The sequence below is a fragment of the Nocardiopsis sp. NPDC055824 genome (genome assembly GCF_053616335.1).
The window spans coordinates 1-16,662 of record NZ_JBSHDN010000041.1 but is presented as its reverse complement, the minus strand read 5'-3'; the positions used below and the strand labels follow the sequence as shown (position 1 = coordinate 16,662).

Annotated in this window: 16 protein-coding genes; 7 read left to right on the top strand and 9 right to left on the bottom strand. The window is 72.2% G+C overall.

The annotated features are described in order from the left end of the window. Positions 1–141: 141 nt before the first annotated feature. The 4 genes from dnaE to ACWGL3_RS11530 form a co-directional block, all read right to left on the bottom strand. Complete coding sequence (dnaE, locus tag ACWGL3_RS11545; RefSeq protein ID WP_267945793.1) at positions 142–3,705, bottom strand: DNA polymerase III subunit alpha; 3,564 nt, start codon at positions 3,703–3,705, stop codon at positions 142–144. Positions 3,706–3,844: 139 nt separating this feature from the next. Continuing rightward, positions 3,845–4,075, bottom strand: a complete 231-nt coding sequence (locus ACWGL3_RS11540; protein ID WP_452461237.1) for a DUF397 domain-containing protein — start codon at positions 4,073–4,075, stop codon at positions 3,845–3,847. Positions 4,076–4,368: 293 nt separating this feature from the next. Continuing rightward, on the bottom strand, positions 4,369–4,626 hold the full coding sequence (locus tag ACWGL3_RS11535) for a DUF397 domain-containing protein (protein WP_267945795.1): 258 nt from the start codon (positions 4,624–4,626) through the stop codon (positions 4,369–4,371). Continuing rightward, the gene (locus ACWGL3_RS11530; RefSeq protein WP_267945796.1) at positions 4,623–5,501 is read right to left on the bottom strand and encodes a helix-turn-helix domain-containing protein; all 879 of its coding nucleotides are present in this window, start codon (positions 5,499–5,501) and stop codon (positions 4,623–4,625) included. The genes ACWGL3_RS11535 and ACWGL3_RS11530 overlap by 4 nt, the downstream gene beginning before the upstream one ends. 275 nt (positions 5,502–5,776) lie before the next feature. Here ACWGL3_RS11530 and ACWGL3_RS11525 point away from each other — a divergent pair, with 275 nt between their 5' ends. Then, a complete protein-coding gene (locus tag ACWGL3_RS11525) occupies positions 5,777–6,085 on the top strand; it encodes a hypothetical protein (RefSeq protein WP_267945797.1) in 309 nt (102 codons plus the stop codon). Positions 6,086–6,115: 30 nt separating this feature from the next. Here the strand turns inward: ACWGL3_RS11525 and ACWGL3_RS11520 are convergent, their stop codons facing one another. Continuing rightward, positions 6,116–6,979 (bottom strand): hypothetical protein, encoded by an 864-nt coding sequence (locus tag ACWGL3_RS11520; protein WP_267945798.1) that lies wholly within the window; start codon positions 6,977–6,979, stop codon positions 6,116–6,118. Positions 6,980–7,189: 210 nt separating this feature from the next. On the opposite strand from ACWGL3_RS11520, the gene ACWGL3_RS11515 reads away from it, so the two are divergent. Continuing rightward, on the top strand, positions 7,190–8,494 hold the full coding sequence (locus ACWGL3_RS11515; protein WP_431061437.1) for an endonuclease/exonuclease/phosphatase family protein: 1,305 nt from the start codon (positions 7,190–7,192) through the stop codon (positions 8,492–8,494). Positions 8,495–8,540: 46 nt separating this feature from the next. On the opposite strand, the gene ACWGL3_RS11510 is transcribed toward ACWGL3_RS11515, so the two are convergent. The 3 genes from ACWGL3_RS11510 to ACWGL3_RS11500 all read right to left on the bottom strand — a co-directional run bounded on the left by ACWGL3_RS11510 (position 8,541) and on the right by ACWGL3_RS11500 (position 10,441). Then, a complete protein-coding gene (locus tag ACWGL3_RS11510; protein ID WP_267945799.1) occupies positions 8,541–8,891 on the bottom strand; it encodes a chorismate mutase in 351 nt (116 codons plus the stop codon). A gap of 311 nt (positions 8,892–9,202) precedes the next feature. Beyond that, a complete protein-coding gene (locus ACWGL3_RS11505) occupies positions 9,203–9,859 on the bottom strand; it encodes a PaaI family thioesterase (protein WP_267945800.1) in 657 nt (218 codons plus the stop codon). A gap of 144 nt (positions 9,860–10,003) precedes the next feature. Further along, positions 10,004–10,441, bottom strand: a complete 438-nt coding sequence (locus tag ACWGL3_RS11500; RefSeq protein ID WP_267945801.1) for a GNAT family N-acetyltransferase — start codon at positions 10,439–10,441, stop codon at positions 10,004–10,006. A gap of 65 nt (positions 10,442–10,506) precedes the next feature. Here ACWGL3_RS11500 and ACWGL3_RS11495 point away from each other — a divergent pair, with 65 nt between their 5' ends. The 4 genes from ACWGL3_RS11495 to ACWGL3_RS11480 all read left to right on the top strand — a co-directional run bounded on the left by ACWGL3_RS11495 (position 10,507) and on the right by ACWGL3_RS11480 (position 14,614). Beyond that, positions 10,507–11,358 carry an AraC family transcriptional regulator gene (locus ACWGL3_RS11495; protein ID WP_344180802.1) on the top strand — a complete coding sequence of 284 codons (852 nt, stop codon included), beginning with the start codon at positions 10,507–10,509 and terminating at the stop codon, positions 11,356–11,358. 324 nt (positions 11,359–11,682) lie between these two features. Then, on the top strand, positions 11,683–12,384 hold the full coding sequence (locus tag ACWGL3_RS11490; RefSeq protein WP_452461241.1) for an AzlC family ABC transporter permease: 702 nt from the start codon (positions 11,683–11,685) through the stop codon (positions 12,382–12,384). Beyond that, positions 12,381–12,695 (top strand): AzlD domain-containing protein, encoded by a 315-nt coding sequence (locus tag ACWGL3_RS11485; RefSeq protein WP_267945802.1) that lies wholly within the window; start codon positions 12,381–12,383, stop codon positions 12,693–12,695. The genes ACWGL3_RS11490 and ACWGL3_RS11485 overlap by 4 nt, the downstream gene beginning before the upstream one ends. A gap of 236 nt (positions 12,696–12,931) precedes the next feature. Continuing rightward, entirely contained in the window at positions 12,932–14,614 is a 1,683-nt protein-coding gene (locus ACWGL3_RS11480; protein ID WP_452461236.1) for a thiamine pyrophosphate-dependent enzyme, read from the top strand. A 79-nt stretch (positions 14,615–14,693) separates the two neighbouring features. Here the strand turns inward: ACWGL3_RS11480 and ACWGL3_RS11475 are convergent, their stop codons facing one another. Then, entirely contained in the window at positions 14,694–15,599 is a 906-nt protein-coding gene (locus tag ACWGL3_RS11475) for a LysR family transcriptional regulator (protein ID WP_267945804.1), read from the bottom strand. Positions 15,600–15,672: 73 nt separating this feature from the next. Between ACWGL3_RS11475 and ACWGL3_RS11470 the strand changes: the two genes are divergently transcribed. Then, the coding region (locus tag ACWGL3_RS11470; protein ID WP_452461235.1) for a DMT family transporter at positions 15,673–16,662 on the top strand (990 nt) is incomplete at its 3' end.

The following is a 16,662-nucleotide window of genomic DNA, read 5'->3' as shown; positions in this document are numbered from 1 at the left end:
TCCTATGAGGTCACGGTCGCCCGTCCGGTCGCGTGCGGTGGCTTCCCCGGGCAGGCCGACGAATCCCCTGAAGGACAACCTGTCGGTGTCGGTCAGTCCGTGAGTCAGACCTACCGGAGAAGCCACCACACATCTTCACAGTCAGTAGTCGACCGCGTACGCCCCCAGCAGGCTCTTCACCTCGCCGTTGAACTCCGGGGAGATCCGCACCGAGTAGCGGTCCACGGCGTAGATCCTCGACCGGACCGGGTTGTCCACCCTGATCCGCACCGGTGTCGCCCCCTGGTGGCTGGCCAGCACCTGGCGCAGGTCGACGACCAGGTCCGGGGTGAGGCGCTTCTCGTCCACGGTCAGCAGCACCGGCGGCTCACCCTCGGTGATGTGCGAGATGTCCAGGATCGACATCTCCGAGGCGAACATCGACCACGTGCCGTCCCGGTCGTTCAGGCGGCCCTTGACCGTGACCGCCGTGTCCTCCAGCAGGGCCTCCACGTACAGGGGGTAGGTCTTGGGGAAGAACAGCACCTCCATGGAGGCGTCCAGGTCCTCCACCGTGGCGATGGCCCACTGGTTGCCCGCCTTGTTGGTGCGCTTGTCCACCTTGGAGATCAGGCCGGAGATCCGCACCTCACCGCGTTCGCGGCCCAGGTCACCGGCGACGATCTGCGCGATGGACGTGTCCCGCGACCGCGCCAGGACGCGCTCCGCCCCCGCCAGCGGGTGGCTGGACACGTACAGGCCCAGCATCTCCCGCTCGAACGCCAGCTTGGTCTTGCGGTCCCACTCCTCGTCCCCCCAGTTGATGTTGAGGCCGATGGGGGTGGAGTCGCCGCCCTCCTCCGCACCGCCGAACAGGTCGAACTGGCCGTGCGCCTCCTGCTTCTTGGAGCTGATCATGCCGTCGACCGCGGTCTCGTGGTGGCGGTACAGCTCACGTCGCGGCTGACCGAGCGAGTCGAACCCGCCCGCCTTGATCAGCGACTCGATGACCCTCTTGTTGCAGGCCGCCAGCTCGATCTTGGCCAGGAAGTCGGTGAAGGACGTGTACTTGCCCTTCTCCGTACGGGTCTTGACGATGGAGTTGACCACGTTGGCGCCGACGTTGCGGACGGCGCCCATGCCGAAGCGGATGTCCTTGCCCACCGGTGTGAAGCGCAGACCCGACTCGTTGACGTCCGGGGGGAGCACCTTGATGCCCTGCGCCCGGCACTCCGCCAGGTAGACCGCCATCTTGTCCTTGTCGTCGCTGACCGAGGTCAGCAGCGCGGCCATGTACGCGGCCGGGTAGTTGGCCTTGAGGTAGGCGGTCCAGTAGGAGACCAGCGCGTAGCCGGCGGCGTGCGACTTGTTGAACGCGTACCCGGCGAACGGGAGCATGACGTCCCACAGGGCCTGAACGGCCTCCCTGGAGAATCCCCTCTCCATGGCACCGGGGAAGAACTTGGCCTCCTCCTCCTCCAGCGCCTCCTTCTTCTTCTTGCCCATCGCGCGGCGCATGAGGTCGGCGCCGCCCAGCGTGTAGCCGGCCAGCTGCTGGGCGATGGCCATGATCTGCTCCTGATACACGATCAGGTGGAAGGTCTCCTGGAGGATCGGCTCCAGGGCGTCCTTCAGCTCCGGGTGGATCGCGGTGACCTCCTGGCGCCCGTTCGACCGGTCGGCGTAGTCGTTGTGCGCGTTCGCGGCCATCGGGCCGGGCCGGTACAGGGCGTTGACCGCCGCGATGTCACCGAACTTCTTCGGCTGCATCCGCTTGAGCAGGTTGCGCATCGCGCCGCCGTCCAGCTGGAACACGCCCAGGGTGTCGCCGCGCGAGAGGAGCTGGTAGGTCTTCTTGTCGTCCAGCGGAAGCTTGATGAGGTCGATGTCGACCCCCTCCGCCTCCTTGATGCTCTTGACCGCGTCGTCCATGATCGTCAGGTTGCGCAGGCCCAGGAAGTCCATCTTGAGCAGGCCCATGTCCTCGCACTGAGGATAGGGAAAGCCCGTGATGATGGCACCGTCGTTGTCCCGCTTGTGCAGCGGGATGACGTCGAGCAGGGGCTCCTTGGACAGGATGACGCCCGCCGCGTGCACGCCGGTGCCGCGTGTCAGGCCCTCGATACCCCGCGCGGTCTCCATGACCTTGTTGACCTGCGGGTCGTTCTCGACGAGGCTGCGCAGCTCGGTCGTCTCCGAGTAGCGCTCGTGCTCGGTGTTGAACACCGCGTCGAGCGGGATCTCCTTGCCGCCGACCGCGGCCGGGAACGCCTTCGTGATCTGGTCGCCCACCGAGTAGGGCATGCCCAGGATGCGGGTGGAGTCCTTCACCGCGGCCTTGGCCTTGATGGTGCCGAAGGTGAGGATCTGGGCGACGCGCTCCTCGCCGTACAGCCGCGTGACGTACTCGATCATCTCGCCGCGCCGACGCTCGTCGAAGTCCAGGTCGACATCGGGCATGGACACGCGCTCGGGGTTGAGGAACCGCTCGAACAGCAGGCCGTGCTCGAGCGGGTCGAGGTCGGTGATGCCGAGGACGTAGGCGATCATCGACCCGGCCGCCGAGCCGCGCCCCGGGCCCAGGGCGATCTTGCTCTTGCGCGCGTACTGGCAGATGTCGGCGACCACGAGGAAGTAGGCCGGGAAGCCCATCTCGTTGATGATCGCCAGCTCGAACTCGACCCGCTTCTGGACCTCCTCGCCCGCCCCGTCCGGGTAGCGCGTCGGAAGCAGCCGCTGGACCTCCTTGGCCAGCCAGGAGGCCTGGGACTCCCCCTCGGGCACCGGGAAGACCGGCATGAGGTCCCGGTGCTTGAACACGGCGTCGTAGGCGTTGGGATCGACGCGCTCGGCGATGAGCAGGGTGTTCTTGCACCCCTGCTTCCACTCGTCGAAGTCGAGGATGCCGCGCATCTCGTCGGCGGTCTTGAGGTAGTAGCCCGAGCCGTTGAACCGGAACCGGGTGGGGTCGTCCAGGTTCTTGCCCACGCCCACCGCCAGCAGGGCGTCGTGCGCCGCCGCCTGGTTCTCGTACACGTAGTGGGAGTCGTTGGTGACCAGCGGCGGGATGTTCAGCTCGCGGCCGACCTTGAGGAGGCCGTCGCGGACCTCCTTCTCGATGCTCACACCGTGGTCCATCAGCTCCAGGAAGACGTTGTCCCGGCCGAAGATGTCCTGGAGCCCGGCCGCGTACTCGATGGCCTCCTTCTCCTGGCCCAGCCGCAGCCGCGTCTGCACGCCGCCCGACGGGCAGCCCGTGGAGACGATGATGCCCTCGTTGTACTCCTGCATGAGCTCCAGGTCCATGCGGGGCTTCATGTAGTAGCCCTCCATGGACGCCAGCGAGGACATCCGGAAGAGGTTGCGCAGCCCGGTCTCGTTCTGCGCCAGCATCGTCATGTGGAGAAAGCGTCCGCCACCCGAGATGTCCTTGGCACCCTCGGTCGAGGCGTCGTCGGAGGTGTTGGACCGCCCCCAGAACACGCGCTTCTTGTGGAACCTGGATTCGGGCGCCACGTACGCCTCGATGCCGATGATCGGCTTGACACCGGTGCCCTTGGACTGCTGGTAGAACTCGTAGGCGCCGAACATGTTGCCGTGGTCGGTCATGGCGACCGCCGGCATCCCCAACCGCGCCGCCTCCTTGAAGAGGGGCTTCAACTTCGCGGCGCCGTCCAGCATCGAGTACTCGGTGTGGACGTGCAGATGGGTGAAGGAGTCGGCCATGGTTCGGGTGCCCCCATGAGGGTCGTAGGTCGGGTGGTATCTCCCGAGCCTACGACTTTCCCACGACGCTCGCGGTCCCCTGTGGACGACGAACCGGACTCCCTGCCTGCGAGCGCGGAGCCGGACGGGTCCCCGTGTCCTAGATCACGATGCCGTTCTCACGGGCGTAGTGGCGGACGAACGCCTCCATCTCCGCCTTGGTGAAGCACAGCGCCTCGGCCCCCGGGTTCTTGGAGTCCCGCAGGGCGACCACCCCGGGAGTGTCCGCGACGAGGACGCACGACTCCTCGTCTCCGTCGTCGTCGCTGTTGCCTCCACAGGGCTTCACCCACGACAGCTCGCTCAGATCCAGCTCGTACAAGGCGCGCACCGACATCTCCTCAGCTCATCACCGGTAACCGCTCGGCCACAGCGTGCGTGGCTGTTGAGACGATGCCCCTACATCCGTGGCCGGACACCGGCAAGCCGCTCACAATGAGATACCCGCGATCACAGTCGGACACAGGGGCTTCGAGCATTTCGATCGTCTGCCCACAGGACGGCTGTGACCAGAACCCACCGTTCCAGACCCGCGTCTCCCGCTGCCGGGCACGAGTTCCCCGGACAACCGCCGTGGGCCGTCCGGCCACCGAGGGTCTCCGGCGGCAGAGGTGGCGGAAGAAGTCAGTGCCGTCCGGCGGACCCGAGGAAGGAACTCCACTCCCCCGAGCCGAAGGAGAAGTGGCCCAGCCCAGGGTTCTTGGAGTCTCTCAGGTGCATGTGGCAGTCCCCATCGGCCACCTCGGCGCAGTCGCCGCTCTGGCCACTGCTGTAGCGGGACTTCCGCCAGTCCAGCGCCACCTCCACGCACTCGCCACCTTGGTTACTGCTGTAGCTCGACTTCCTCCACTGGAAATCAGAGGTTTCGAGCGTCTTCCTCATGGTTCTCCCAGCATGCTTGAGATCATGCGCACTGACTCGTCAACAGACAACGCCCTCTCACAGAGCGCATTGAAAGACAGCGTCCGCTCGATGACCTCCTGGTCAACGGTCGTGATATGCGCGGTTCCAGGAGCTTCGACATAGACAGCACGTTCCTCCGGCAACTGCAATATCACCATCATTCCACTCAGACCAGCGTGCGCCCGCCTCTCGAACGGCATGACTTGGATCTTGGTGCGCCTGCCCTGCCCTGCTTCAACGAGCCGCTCGAGTTGAGCCCGGAAGACCACGTCGCTACCGACAGGGCGCTGGATTACCGCTTCGTCCAACACGAACCAGAGCAGAGGCGGAGTCCTCGAGAGCAGAATCTCCTGACGCCGCATCCGCCCCTGAACCTGCCTCTCCACCTCCTCGTCGCTCATCGGCGGATAGTAAGAACGAAGCAACTCACGCGCGTAGTCCTCCGTTTGCAGCAGCCCCGGTACGGTTTGGCTCGCAAAGCCCGTGATCATCGTCGCTTCGGCTTCAAGGACCGTGTAGGGCCGAAACCAGCTCTTGTAGACGTCGTTGGCGCTCTCCAGCAGGGGCAGTATCCGGCTCAGGGCGCCCCCGGTGTTCAGCGCCTCGTCGCAGCACTCGGTGAACCGGGAGGTGACCTTGTCCCCCTCCCGGCTCTCCACCGGCGAGCGCTTGGCGGTCTCCACCATGGAGACCATGGACTTCGAGTACGGGATGAGTTCTGCGAGCTGGGCCTGGGTCAGCCCGGCGGCCTCGCGGTGACGCTTGAGCTCGGTGGCGTAGTACCTCAGAGCCAGTGAAGCCGGGCGCGGCTCGGCCTCGGGCTCCTCTTCCGGGACGAGGTGCAGGTCGGGCATGGCGAACGCTCCGGAGTGGGCGAGGGAAGAACGAACAGCGCCGTCCAACGCAGACCGGCCTTTCCAGCCTAGATCCGCACTCACCACCGGTGGAGGCTTTCCACAGACCTGGTTCGGCCACGAGGTCCACAGTCGTTCGCGCCCCGGTCACAGCGGACCGTTCCCAGGCCGCTCCGAACCACAGGGCCCTCCGGCATGTGGGACACGAAGCCACAGCTCGCACCGTGAACAGGAATCAGTAGCACAGGGCGGACACCGGGATCCAGGCTCAAAGCATGCAGAACACCACCGCGGTTCCGATCCTGTCCCCGGTCCTGGCCCCCGGAGCCCTGCGCGCCGAGGCCGAGCTCATGGCGGCCGAGGCGGCGCCCCGCCGATTCGCCGTGTGTGCCATGGACTACGACGAGTCCGACGCGGTCGTCCTCGCCTGGGGCCAGGCGTTCCGCGACGGCCGCGTCACCCTCGTCGGCGACGCGGTACCGGTCCGGGGCACCTTCTCCTCTGTCAGGTCCGCCCTGCGCGTGTGCCGAGCACTGGGTGCCCCGCTGCACGTCGCCTGGGTGGATCCCGAACCGGAGGGGTAGCGGTCGTTCCGGGTCGGACCCGTCCCTTGCTCAGGCGGCGCGGACGCGGCCGGCGAGGGCGCGCAGCCAGGGCTCCCGGAAGCCGGGCTCGCCCGCCAGGACCCGGCGGAAGCGCTCCCTGGCCTCGGGGGTGCGCCCGTACCTGTGCAGGGCGACCGCGCTGCCGAGGGCTGCGCGGGCCTCCTCGTCCCGCCGGGGCACGGTCACACCCGGATCCGCCCAGCGGTGGCGCCGGAAGGAGTCCTCGGCCTTGGGCTGGGTGTTGCCCAGATAGCCCCACAGCCAACCGGAGACGGACACGTTGCGCACCGCGCGGGCGGGAAGCTCCTCCACCCAGTCGGCGTGCTGCTGCCAGCGCCAGGTCTTCGGGCTCGTCTTCCCCCTGGCGGTGACCCCCAGGTAGCGGACCTTCGTCCGGATCACGTTCCAGGCGGCGCGCTCGTCGTCGATCCAGTCCCGCAGCTCCCGGTGGAGGTTCCCGAAGGTGGAGCCCGCGGCGACCAGGTCGACGAGGACCACGGGGCGTTTGCGGCCCGCCAGCCCCGCCGGGGACAGCCCTGCGTCGGCCAGGTTGACGCGCAGCTGCCGCCGCTCCCGCGGGGTGGTCCTGCGCCCCTCGTACCCGTAGAGGGACAGCGGCAGCCGGTTCAGGCGCTCGGCGTCGGCCGTCCCCGCGAGGACCCCGCCCAGCAGGTCGTACAGGCTGTCGGGCGAACGGCCGACGAAGAACAGGTCCCCGTCGGCGCTGCGCGCGACGACCTTGGCCGCGCACTCGGTGAGTTCGGCGACGTAGCCGGGGTCGTACTCCTCGGCCCCGTCTCCGACGAGGGACCCCAGCCGGTCGCCGCCGGCCACGTTCCAGCGGAAGGGGCGGTTCGGTTCGATCTGGTCCATGGCCCCATGGAACCAACCGCCGACCGTGCGGCCAAGCGCTTTTCCGGGTGCCGGGGCCCAGGACCCGCGCCACCCGCGCCACCCGCGCCACCCGCGCCACCCGCGCCCGGTGGACGGCCCGGGTCCGCCTCCGGTTCACCCCCGCCTGTTACCCTCCCGCGGTCGGGGTGGCGGCACCGCCCCCCGCTCCCCCGGTGAGAGGATGCCTCCATGCCCCCGTCCGTGAACCGCGACGCCCGGCCCGGTCCCCCGGACCGCCCGGCCCGACGCCGCGTGGCCTCCACCGCCACGCTCGTCCTCGCGGCGTCGGCCCTGGTGGCGGCGCCCGCCGCCGCGGCGGAGTCGCCGTCCGTCCCCGGGCCGCCCGGCCCGCACCAGGTCAGGTTCGCGACGTTCAACACCGCCCTCGAGCGCCCCGAGCAGGGTGCGCTCGCGGCCGAGCTCGCCACCCCGGACAGCGAGCAGGCCCGCAACGTCGCGGAGATCATCCAGCACGTGCGGCCCGACGTGCTCCTCGTCAACGAGTTCGACCACGACGAGGAGGGCGAGGGCGCCCGCCTGTTCCAGGACAACTACCTCTCCGTCGGCCAGAACGACGCCGAGGCCATCGACTACCCGTACGTGTACACCGCCCCGGTCAACACGGGCGTGCCCTCCGGCACGGACCTCGACGGGGACGGCCGGGCGGTGACGGAGCCCGGGACCCCCGGCTATGCCGAGGACGCGTTCGGCTACGGCGCCTTCCCCGGACAGTACGGGATGGTCGTGTACTCGATGTACCCGATCGTCACCGAGCGGGTGCGCACCTTCCAGACCTTCCGCTGGGCGGACATGCCGGACGCGCTGCTGCCCACCGACCCGGCGACCGGCGCGCCCTACTACTCCGACGAGGCGCTGGAGGTCCTCCGCCTCTCGTCCAAGAGCCACTGGGACATCCCGGTCGACACGGGGAGGGGGCGCCCGATCCACCTCCTGGCCAGCCACCCCACGCCGCCGGCCTTCGACGGGCCCGAGAGGCGCAACGTCCTGCGCAACCACGACGAGATCCGCTTCTGGGCCGACTACGTCACCCCGCGCGCGGGCTCCTACATCTACGACGACGAGGGCCGGCGCGGCGGCCTGCCGGTCGGCGCCCCCTTCGTCGTCGCGGGCGACCTGAACGCCGATCCCGACGACGGGACCAGCCACCCCGGCGCGATCGCCCGCCTCCTGGAGCACCCGGGGATCACCGACCCCCGCCCCGCCAGCCAGGGCGGCAGGGGCGCCGCCCAGCGCCAGGGCGGCGCCAACGAGGGCCACGCGGGCGACCCCGGCCTCGACAGCGCCGACTTCACGGACGAGCCGGGGCCGGGGAACCTGCGCGTGGACTACGTGCTGCCCTCCCGGATCGTCCCGGTCCGCGGGTCGGGGGTGTTCTGGCCGACCGTGGACGACAGCCTCTTCCGCCTGACCGGCGACTACCCGTTCCCGAGCTCCGACCACCGCCTGGTCTGGGTGGACCTGCTCCGTCCCTGAGCCGCCGCCCCGGGCGCGGGCGTCCGGGGCGGGCGGCCGCGCCCGCTCACGCCCGGGTGGAGTCCGCCCTCCGGGCCCCCGCCTCCTCCTCGGCCGCGGAGAGCCCGGCGCTGATGACGCTGTCCATGATCTCGGCGATCCGGTCGGGGCCCAGTCGCGGGGCGTGGCGGGCCATCCGCTCGACCAGCGCCCGCTCACGGCCCATGTCGCGGCCGGCGAAGTACCCGACCGGCTTGAGCCTCTGCACCTGGGCGGCGACCAGCGCCCGCCGTTCGAGGAGCGCGGCCAGCTCGGCGTCCAGGCGGTCGATGCGCCCGCGCAGGAGGGCGATCTGCTCCTCCGGCGCGGTCGGGGGGACGGCGGGCGCGGGCTCGGGGGTGGCGGACGGGTGGTTCACGGTGGCCTCCGACGGGATGCGTCCACGGACGCGGGTGCGGTGCGGCCGTACGTCCCGCGGGAACGGGTGTGACACGTGCGGGGGCGTCGGCCGCCTGGAAAACGAAAGAGCACCGGGGCTCCCGCCCGGGTGCTCTGCTGCCGACGTTCCCTGTTCCGCCTACGTGGAAGCGGCCGACGGGCTCGTCGGCCTGCTAAACACGTGCATGCGGTGGGTCACGGGCGCCATCCTACCGTGTCCGTCCCGCGCACGGGCGAGGGCGGCCCGTACCGGGGTACGGACCGCCCTCGGAGCTGTGTCCCGCGCGCCGGTCAGGGCACCTCGACGCGCACCATGAGGGCGGTCGCCTCGGCCGTGACCTCGCCGTTGACGCGGATCTCACCGGTGACGTACACCTTGCGCCGCTCGGTGCCGGTCACCCGCGCGACGACCTCCAGGGGCGTGAAGAGCGGCGTGGGCCTGCGGTAGTCGACCTCCAGCCTGGCGGTGAGGCCGGGAGAGGTCGCGAGCGAGGAAGCGGAGCCGACGGCCTGGTCCAGCATGGCGGCGATCCAGCCGCCGTGGACCAGTCCGGGCGGGCCCTGGTAGACGGTGTTGAGGGTGACCTCGCCGCGCACCCCCTCCTCGGTCGCGTCCAGGAACAGCGGCGGGGCCGCGGGGTTGGTGTCACCGGACACCACGTTGGTGATGGTCCCGTACTCGGTGTCGCCGCCGGGCAGCTCGCGCAGGACCATGGTGCCGATCTGTCTGCGGGCCACGTTGAGCCTGTCGGTGAGGCCCTCCACGGTCGCCGCGGCCTCGGCGAGGGTGTCGCCGTCGACCTCGGTGTTGGCGACGGCGTCGATGAGGTCGTGGACACGCGCCACCAGGGAGCGCAGCTCGGAGGGGATCTCGGCCTGCTCGACCACGGGGAGGCCGAAGGCCCGGGGGTCCGGCCGCTCGGTCGCCGGCTGCGTGTTGACCGTCATGTGTTCCTCGTGGGGTCGGTGGGTGCGCGGGTGGAGGGGGCACCGATGTCGAACCGAATCCTACTCGGTAGTATTCCGGCCGCACCCCCGTCGGCCGTGCGCTCCCCGTCACACCGCACCGGGACGGGGAGCACCCTCGCGTCGTCAGGCCAGGTCGCGCACCATGTGCAGGTGGGGGATCCCGGCGTCCAGGAACTCGTCGCCGTGGGCCGTGTAGCCGAGCCGCGCGTAGAAGCCCAGCGCGTGGGTCTGCGCGTGCAGCTCCACCCGGACGAACCCGCGTTCGCGCGCCCGCTCCTCCGCCGCCCTGACCAGGGCGGCCCCGGTTCCGTTCCCCCGCCCCTTGGGCAGCACGGCCAGCCTCCCCAGGAGGCCCGTGCCGTCGCCCTGGTCCACCAGCCTGACGGTGCCGACGGGGACCCCGTCGGCCAGCGCGAGGAGGTGGACGGCGGCGGTGTCGCGCTCGTCCCACTCCTCCTCGACGGGAACCTGCTGCTCGGAGACGAACACGGCGCCCCGGATGACGAACACGGCGGCACGGTCGCGCTCGTCCCGTGCCAGTCGGATCTCGGTCGTAGTCATCCCCGAAGGTTAGCCCCGGGCCCGGCCCGCCCTGCCGGGAGGCCCCCTAACCTGTGGGTATGGGCATGCCCAGCACCACACATCCCGGCGTGGACGACCCGGGCACGGAGAGCGCGCGCTACTGGCGCTTCTCCGGACTGCCCGGTACCGAACTCCTCACCGCGCGCTTCGTCACCACCACGTTCACCCGGCACACCCACCCCACCTACACCATCGGGGTGATCACCGGCGGCATCGAGGAGTACTCCCACTCACGCGGCAAGGCGCGCGTGGGCCCCGGCGGCCTGGCGGTGGTCGGCCCCGGGGAGGTGCACACCGGCCACGCCGGCGTCCCCGAGGGCTGGGGGTACCGGGTGTTCTACCCGTCCCCCGAGGTCATGGTGGACATCGCCCGCGAACTGGGGATGCGCGGCACCCCCGGGTTCACGGAGTCGGGCATCCACGCGCCCGAGGCCGCCCGTGTCCTGGCCTCCGCCCACGTGGCGGCCGAGCACGGCGACCGCCTGACGTCCTCGGCCCTCGTCCGGCGGGGCCTGGGCATGCTGCTGCGCTCCCACGGCCGTGAACGGGCCGCCGATCCCGTCCCGCACGCCGCGCGCCCCGAGGTGGCACGGGCCAGGGAGGTCCTCTCCTCCCGCCTGCTCGACCCGCCGACCCTGGACGAGCTCGCCGCCCAGCTGGGGATCGGGCCGTTCTCCCTGTCCCGCGCCTTCCGGGCCGCGTACGGGCTGCCCCCGCACGCCTACCTCAACCAGGTGCGGGTGGACCGGGCCAGGCAGCTCCTCCTCGCCGGCCGCCGGGCGGCCGAGGTGGCGGCCGAGGTCGGTTTCGCCGACCAGGCCCACCTGACGCGCCACTTCAAGCGCCACCTGGGCGTGCCGCCCGGCGCCTACCAGCGCGCCCTGCTCGCCCCCTGACCTGCGGCTCCGCCGCCCGCCCTCCGGCGCTCCGGAGGGCGGTGGACCCGACCGGCCCCTCGCCCCGGTCCCTCCGTCCGCGCCCCGGGCCGCCCGCCGCCCCGGCGGGGCCCGAACGCCGATGCCCGCGCCCCTCCCGTCGACCCTGTGCCCCCTCCCCGGCCCCGCGCCACCTCTGCCCCGGACCCTCGCGGCCCGCGACCGCGGGGGCGCTCCTCGCGGGCAAGAACGTTCAAGACGGCGCGCGCCCGCCCCCCTAGCGTGGGCGCCGTGAAATCCTTCTCTCTCCGCTCGTACCTCCGCTCGGCGGCGGTACGCGACAGCATGGGGATCGGCGTGGCCGTGGGCGCCGCCGGTCTCGCGTTCGGGACCGCGGCGGTGGCCGCGGGCCTCTCACCCGCCCAGTCCGTGTTCATGAGCCTGTTCATGTTCACGGGAGCCTCGCAGTTCGCCCTGGTCGGGGTGGTCGCGGGCGGCGGAAGCCTGGTCGCCGGGGCGGCGGGCGCGCTGCTCCTCGGCGCCCGCAACACGCTGTACGGACTGCGGCTGGCCGACGTCCTCGGATGGCGGGGCGCGCGCCGCGCCCTGGCCGCGCACGGGGTGATCGACGAGACCACCGCGGTCACACTGGCCCAGCCGGACCGGGAGTCGGCGCGCACCGCGTTCGCCACGACCTACGCGGTGCTGGGCTCCTTCTGGGTGGTGACCACCCTGGTGGGGGCGCTGGCGACGGAGCGCGTGAGCGACATCGGCGCGTTCGGCCTCGACGCGGTGGGCCCGGCGATCTTCCTCGCGCTGCTGTGGCCCCGTCTCCGCGAGGGCGGGGGCCGGAACTGGCTGATCGCCGGCGCCGGAGCCGGGCTGGCCCTGGCCGCCACCCCGCTGCTCCCCGCCGGGGTACCGGTGCTGCTGGCCGCCTCGGCCGCACTGATCGCGCTCGCGGGCCCCTCCGCCGGCCCGCCCGCCCCGACGGCCGCGGAGCCCGCGTCCGGCTCCGGACCCGCCTCGGGGGAGGCCCGCCCATGACCCTGTGGATCGCGCTCGTCGCCACCGCCGCCGGCTGCTACCTGCTCAAGTACGCGGGTCTGGCCGCTCCGCGGCGGCTCCTCGACAACCCGTGGCTGCGGCGGTTCGCGACCGCCGTCCCCCTCGCCCTGCTGGCCGCGCTGATCGCGGTGGAGGCGCTCCGCGGCGAGGGCCAGTCCCTGGCCTGGGACACCGCACGGATGGGCGGTCTGGGCGCCGCCGTCCTCGCCCTCGTCCTGAAGGCGCCGTTCCTCGTCGTGATCGTCGCGGCCGCGGCCGCCACGGCCGGCCTGCGCGCGCTGGGGCTCTGAGGCGCCGGGCCGGGGGGCGCTCCCCGGCCCGGCCTCCGCCGCCCCGCCGCCGCGGCCCGGCCACCGCTCCGCGCCCGGGCCCTCCCCCACCGCCGGAACGGGCCCGCACCACCGCCTCCCGCCTCCGCGCCCGTCCTTGACCGTCCCGTGACCGCCTGTCAGAGTCGGCCGCATGCGCCCGGCCGATCCCGGGCGCGCCGAGTGGACCTTGCGACGATGGAAGGGATCCCACCCCCATGGCCACAGCCGCCGACCGCACCCCACCACCCACCGACACCGCCGCTCACGCGGTGGTGGAGGTCCTCGCCTCCGCCGGGATCAGACGGTGCTACACCGTCCCCGGGGAGAGCTTCCTCGAACTCGCCGACGCCGTCGACCAGCACCCCCTGATGCGGCTGGTGTCGACCCGGCACGAGAACGGCGCCGGGTTCATGGCGGAGGCCGAGGCCAAGCTGACCGGGACACCGGCCGTGGCCGCGGCCACCCGGGGGCCCGGGGCGTCCAACCTGGCGGTGGGCGTGCACACCGCGATGCAGGACTCCACGCCGATGATCGTGTTCCTGGGGCAGGCGGAGACCGACCGGCTGGGCCGGGAGGCCTTCCAGGAGGTGGACCTCACCGCGTTCTACGCCCCCATCACCAAGTGGGCGACCACCGTGCACAGGGCCGACCGGCTCGCGGAGGTGACCGCCAGGGCGGTCCGCGTCGCCACCACCGGCCGTCCGGGGCCGGTGGCGATCGCGGTGCCCGGCGACCTGTTCGGCCACCGGGTGGGACCGCAGGATCCGCCGCGCCCGCACGTGGTCCCCCGCCCTCCCCTGGGCGGGGAGGCCCGTGACCGGCTGGCCACCTGGCTGACCCGGGCGGTCCGCCCGGTGATCGTCGCGGGCGGGGGCGCCCGCGCGGCCCGGGAGGACCTGGTCCGGGTGGCCGAGCGCTTCGGCGCCGGGGTGTACGCCTCGTGGCGGCGCCAGGACGTGTTCCCCAACGACCACCCGCTCTACCTCGGCCACCTGGGACTGGGGTGCCCCAAGCCCGTGCTCAACGCCCTGTCGGAGGCGGACGCGGTGCTGGTGGTCGGCTGCCGGATGAGCGAGACCACCACGCAGGGGTACCGGCTGCCCGATCCGACGAGGGCACGGATCGCGCAGATCGACATCGACCCCGGCCAGGTGGGCGCCACCGCCGACCTGTGGTTCGGTGCGGTGGCCGACGCCCGCGAGGCGCTGCGCGAGCTGGCCGGGTCCCCCGTGCAGGCTCCCTACCGCGACTGGAGCGCGGCCCGCCGGAGGTGGGTGGACAGCACGGTCCCGCCCGCCCACGCCGCGGACCACGCGGGCCGGGGCCTGCACCCGTGGGCGGTGGTCTCGGCCATGCGCGCGGCCCTGCCCGAGGACGCCCTGATCACGAACGACGCGGGCAACTTCGCGACGTTCCTGCACCGGGGCTGGTGGTTCCGGCACCCCTCCACCCAGTTGGCGCCCACCAGCGGGGCCATGGGCTACGCCGTGCCGGCGGCGGTGGCGGCCAAGATCGCCGCTCCCGACCGGACCGTGGTGGCCGTGGCCGGCGACGGCGGCGCGCTGATGACCGGGCAGGAGCTGGAGACCGCGGTGCGGGAGGGCGCGGCCGTGACGGTGGTGGTGTTCCAGAACGGGCTCTACGGCACGATCGCCATGCACCAGGCCCGGGCTCTGGGGCGCATCGCGGGGACGCGGATCAGCGGCCCGCTCGACCTGGCCGGGTACGCGCGGTCGCTGGGGGCGCGGGGCGCTACCGCCCACACCCGCGAGGAACTGGAGAAGGTGCTGGCCGAGGCGGTCGGCGCGGACCTTCCGACACTGGTCGACGTCCGGACCGACCCGGAGGTGATCAGCCCGACCGCGACCCTGGCCGGCCTGTTGGCCGGGGACCGGTAGCGGGTCCCCCGCCGCGCGGCGCGTCCGCGCGGCGGGGCGGCCGGTCCGCGTTCCGCCCGGACGCCGGAAGGCCCCGGTCTCAGTCCGCGTAGGCGGCCGCGGCCTCACGCAGAGCGCGGACGGCGGCCCGGATCGCGGGGCGGCGCGAGGCGTCGGTGCGCCAGAACGCGTACACCTGCCGGACCAGCGCGGGCTGCACCGGCACCACCCGCACCCCGTCCGGCAGGGGCCCCCGGCCCAGCCGGGGCATGACGGCGGCTCCGATCCCGGCGGCGATGAGCGCCAGCTTGGTCTGGTGCTCCTCGACGTTGTGGATGACGCGGGGCTCGCCTCCGCGCGCCCGGATCATGCCGTGGAGCCAGTCGTCGCAGATCGACCCGCGCGACCAGCTGATCCAGGGCAGGTCGAGGATCTCCTCCGGTTCGAGGAGCTCGCGGTGGGCGAGGGGGTGGTCGGCGGGCAGGGCGATGTCGCCGACGTCCTCCAGCAGCGGCGCCCGGCTCATCCCCGCGGGCAGGGCCAGCGGGGAGCCGACCCAGTCGATGACCATGGCGAGGTCGGCGTCGCCCCGGGCCATCGAGGGCACGCTCTCGTGGGGCTCCTCCTCGTGGAGCTCCACCTGGAGGCCCGGGTGCGCCTCGCGCAGGGAGGTGAGCGCGTGGGGCAGGAGTCCCCGGACGGCCGTGGGGGTGGCGCTCAGGCGCAGGTGGCCCGTGACGTCGTCGCGGTGCGCCTCCAGGTCCGCCTCGGCCCGGTGGACCAGGGAGAGGATCTTCGCGGTGTGCTCGACCAGGAGCTCGGCGGCGTCGGTGAGGCGTACGCCCCGGCCGTTGCGTTCGACGAGGGGCTGGCCCACCTCGCGTTCGAGCTTGGTGAGCTGCTGGGAGACGGCGGAGTTGGTGACGTGGAGGGCCTCGGCGGCGGCGGTGAGGGAGCCGTGCGTCGCGATGGTGTGGAGGACCCGGAGTCGGTCGACGCTGAGCATGTAAGCAAGCCTAACCTCCGCCTTAAGAAATACGAAGTAGTCCTAATGCGTCGGTGCAGGATAGAAACATCCCATGACCGCCGTCCCCTCCGCCGCGACCACGTCCGGCCCCCCGCCGCACCCGCTCTCCGACTGGCGCGCCAAGTTCGCCCTCCTCGCCCTGATCTGGGGTATGAGCTTCGTCTTCATCAAGGTCGGGGCGAGCGCGCTGTCCCCCGCGCAGCTCGCGCTCGGCCGCATGGCCGCGGGCGCGCTCCCCCTGCTGGCGCTCGTGCTGCTGCGCGGCGGGCGCCTCCCCACCTCTCCTCGCCTGGTGGGCCACATGTTCGTGGCGGCGCTGCTGCTCAACACGGTCCCCTTCACCCTGTTCGGGTACGCCGCACAGCTCATCCCCTCCGCCCTGATGGGGATCGTGAACGCCGCGACGCCCCTGTTCGGCGTGGTGTTCTCGATGGCGCTGCTCTCGGACGAGCGCCCCGACCGGGACAGGGTCCTCGGGCTCGGGATCGGCTTCCTCGGCGTGCTCACCGTCTTCGGGGTGTGGAACACGCTGGGCGAGGTGGCCGCCGGCGACCGCGACGCCGTCGTCGGCATGCTGTTCGTCGTGGGCGCGACGGCCTGCTACGGCATCGGCACCCCCTACCTGCGCCGCTTCGTCGCGGGCAGCTCCCACGGGGCCCTGGAGCTGAGCTCGCTCCAGCTGCTCCTCGGCTCCCTGCCCCTGGCGCTGCTCGTCCCGTTCCTCACCGAGGCGCCCACCGGGGTGACCTGGCAGGTGGTGGCGTCGGTGGCCGTCCTGGGCGTGCTCGGCACGGGGGTGGCGTACATCCTCCAGTACGCGATCGTGCGGGAGGCGGGGGCGACCGTGGCCACGACCGTCACCTACGTGGCGCCGGTCGTGGCGATCACCGCCGGGATCGTGCTCATGGGCGAGACCCTGACCTGGAACCAGCCGCTGGGCGCGGTGGTCGTCGTCCTGGGGGCCGCCCTGTGCCAGGGCGTCGTCCGCGTCCGCCGCGTCGCGCCGCCGCGGCCCGGGCCCCGACCGCACGCGAAGGGGCGG

Coding starts and splice junctions, on each gene's coding strand:
- dnaE (WP_267945793.1), bottom strand. CDS start 3,705: ATGGCCGACTCCTTCACCCATCTGCACGTCCACACCGAGTACTCGATG.
- ACWGL3_RS11535 (WP_267945795.1), bottom strand. CDS start 4,626: ATGAGGAAGACGCTCGAAACCTCTGATTTCCAGTGGAGGAAGTCGAGC.
- ACWGL3_RS11530 (WP_267945796.1), bottom strand. CDS start 5,501: ATGCCCGACCTGCACCTCGTCCCGGAAGAGGAGCCCGAGGCCGAGCCG.
- ACWGL3_RS11525 (WP_267945797.1), top strand. CDS start 5,777: ATGCAGAACACCACCGCGGTTCCGATCCTGTCCCCGGTCCTGGCCCCC.
- ACWGL3_RS11520 (WP_267945798.1), bottom strand. CDS start 6,979: ATGGACCAGATCGAACCGAACCGCCCCTTCCGCTGGAACGTGGCCGGC.
- ACWGL3_RS11515 (WP_431061437.1), top strand. CDS start 7,190: ATGCCCCCGTCCGTGAACCGCGACGCCCGGCCCGGTCCCCCGGACCGC.
- ACWGL3_RS11505 (WP_267945800.1), bottom strand. CDS start 9,859: ATGACGGTCAACACGCAGCCGGCGACCGAGCGGCCGGACCCCCGGGCC.
- ACWGL3_RS11500 (WP_267945801.1), bottom strand. CDS start 10,441: ATGACTACGACCGAGATCCGACTGGCACGGGACGAGCGCGACCGTGCC.
- ACWGL3_RS11495 (WP_344180802.1), top strand. CDS start 10,507: ATGCCCAGCACCACACATCCCGGCGTGGACGACCCGGGCACGGAGAGC.
- ACWGL3_RS11490 (WP_452461241.1), top strand. CDS start 11,683: ATGGGGATCGGCGTGGCCGTGGGCGCCGCCGGTCTCGCGTTCGGGACC.
- ACWGL3_RS11485 (WP_267945802.1), top strand. CDS start 12,381: ATGACCCTGTGGATCGCGCTCGTCGCCACCGCCGCCGGCTGCTACCTG.
- ACWGL3_RS11480 (WP_452461236.1), top strand. CDS start 12,932: ATGGCCACAGCCGCCGACCGCACCCCACCACCCACCGACACCGCCGCT.
- ACWGL3_RS11475 (WP_267945804.1), bottom strand. CDS start 15,599: ATGCTCAGCGTCGACCGACTCCGGGTCCTCCACACCATCGCGACGCAC.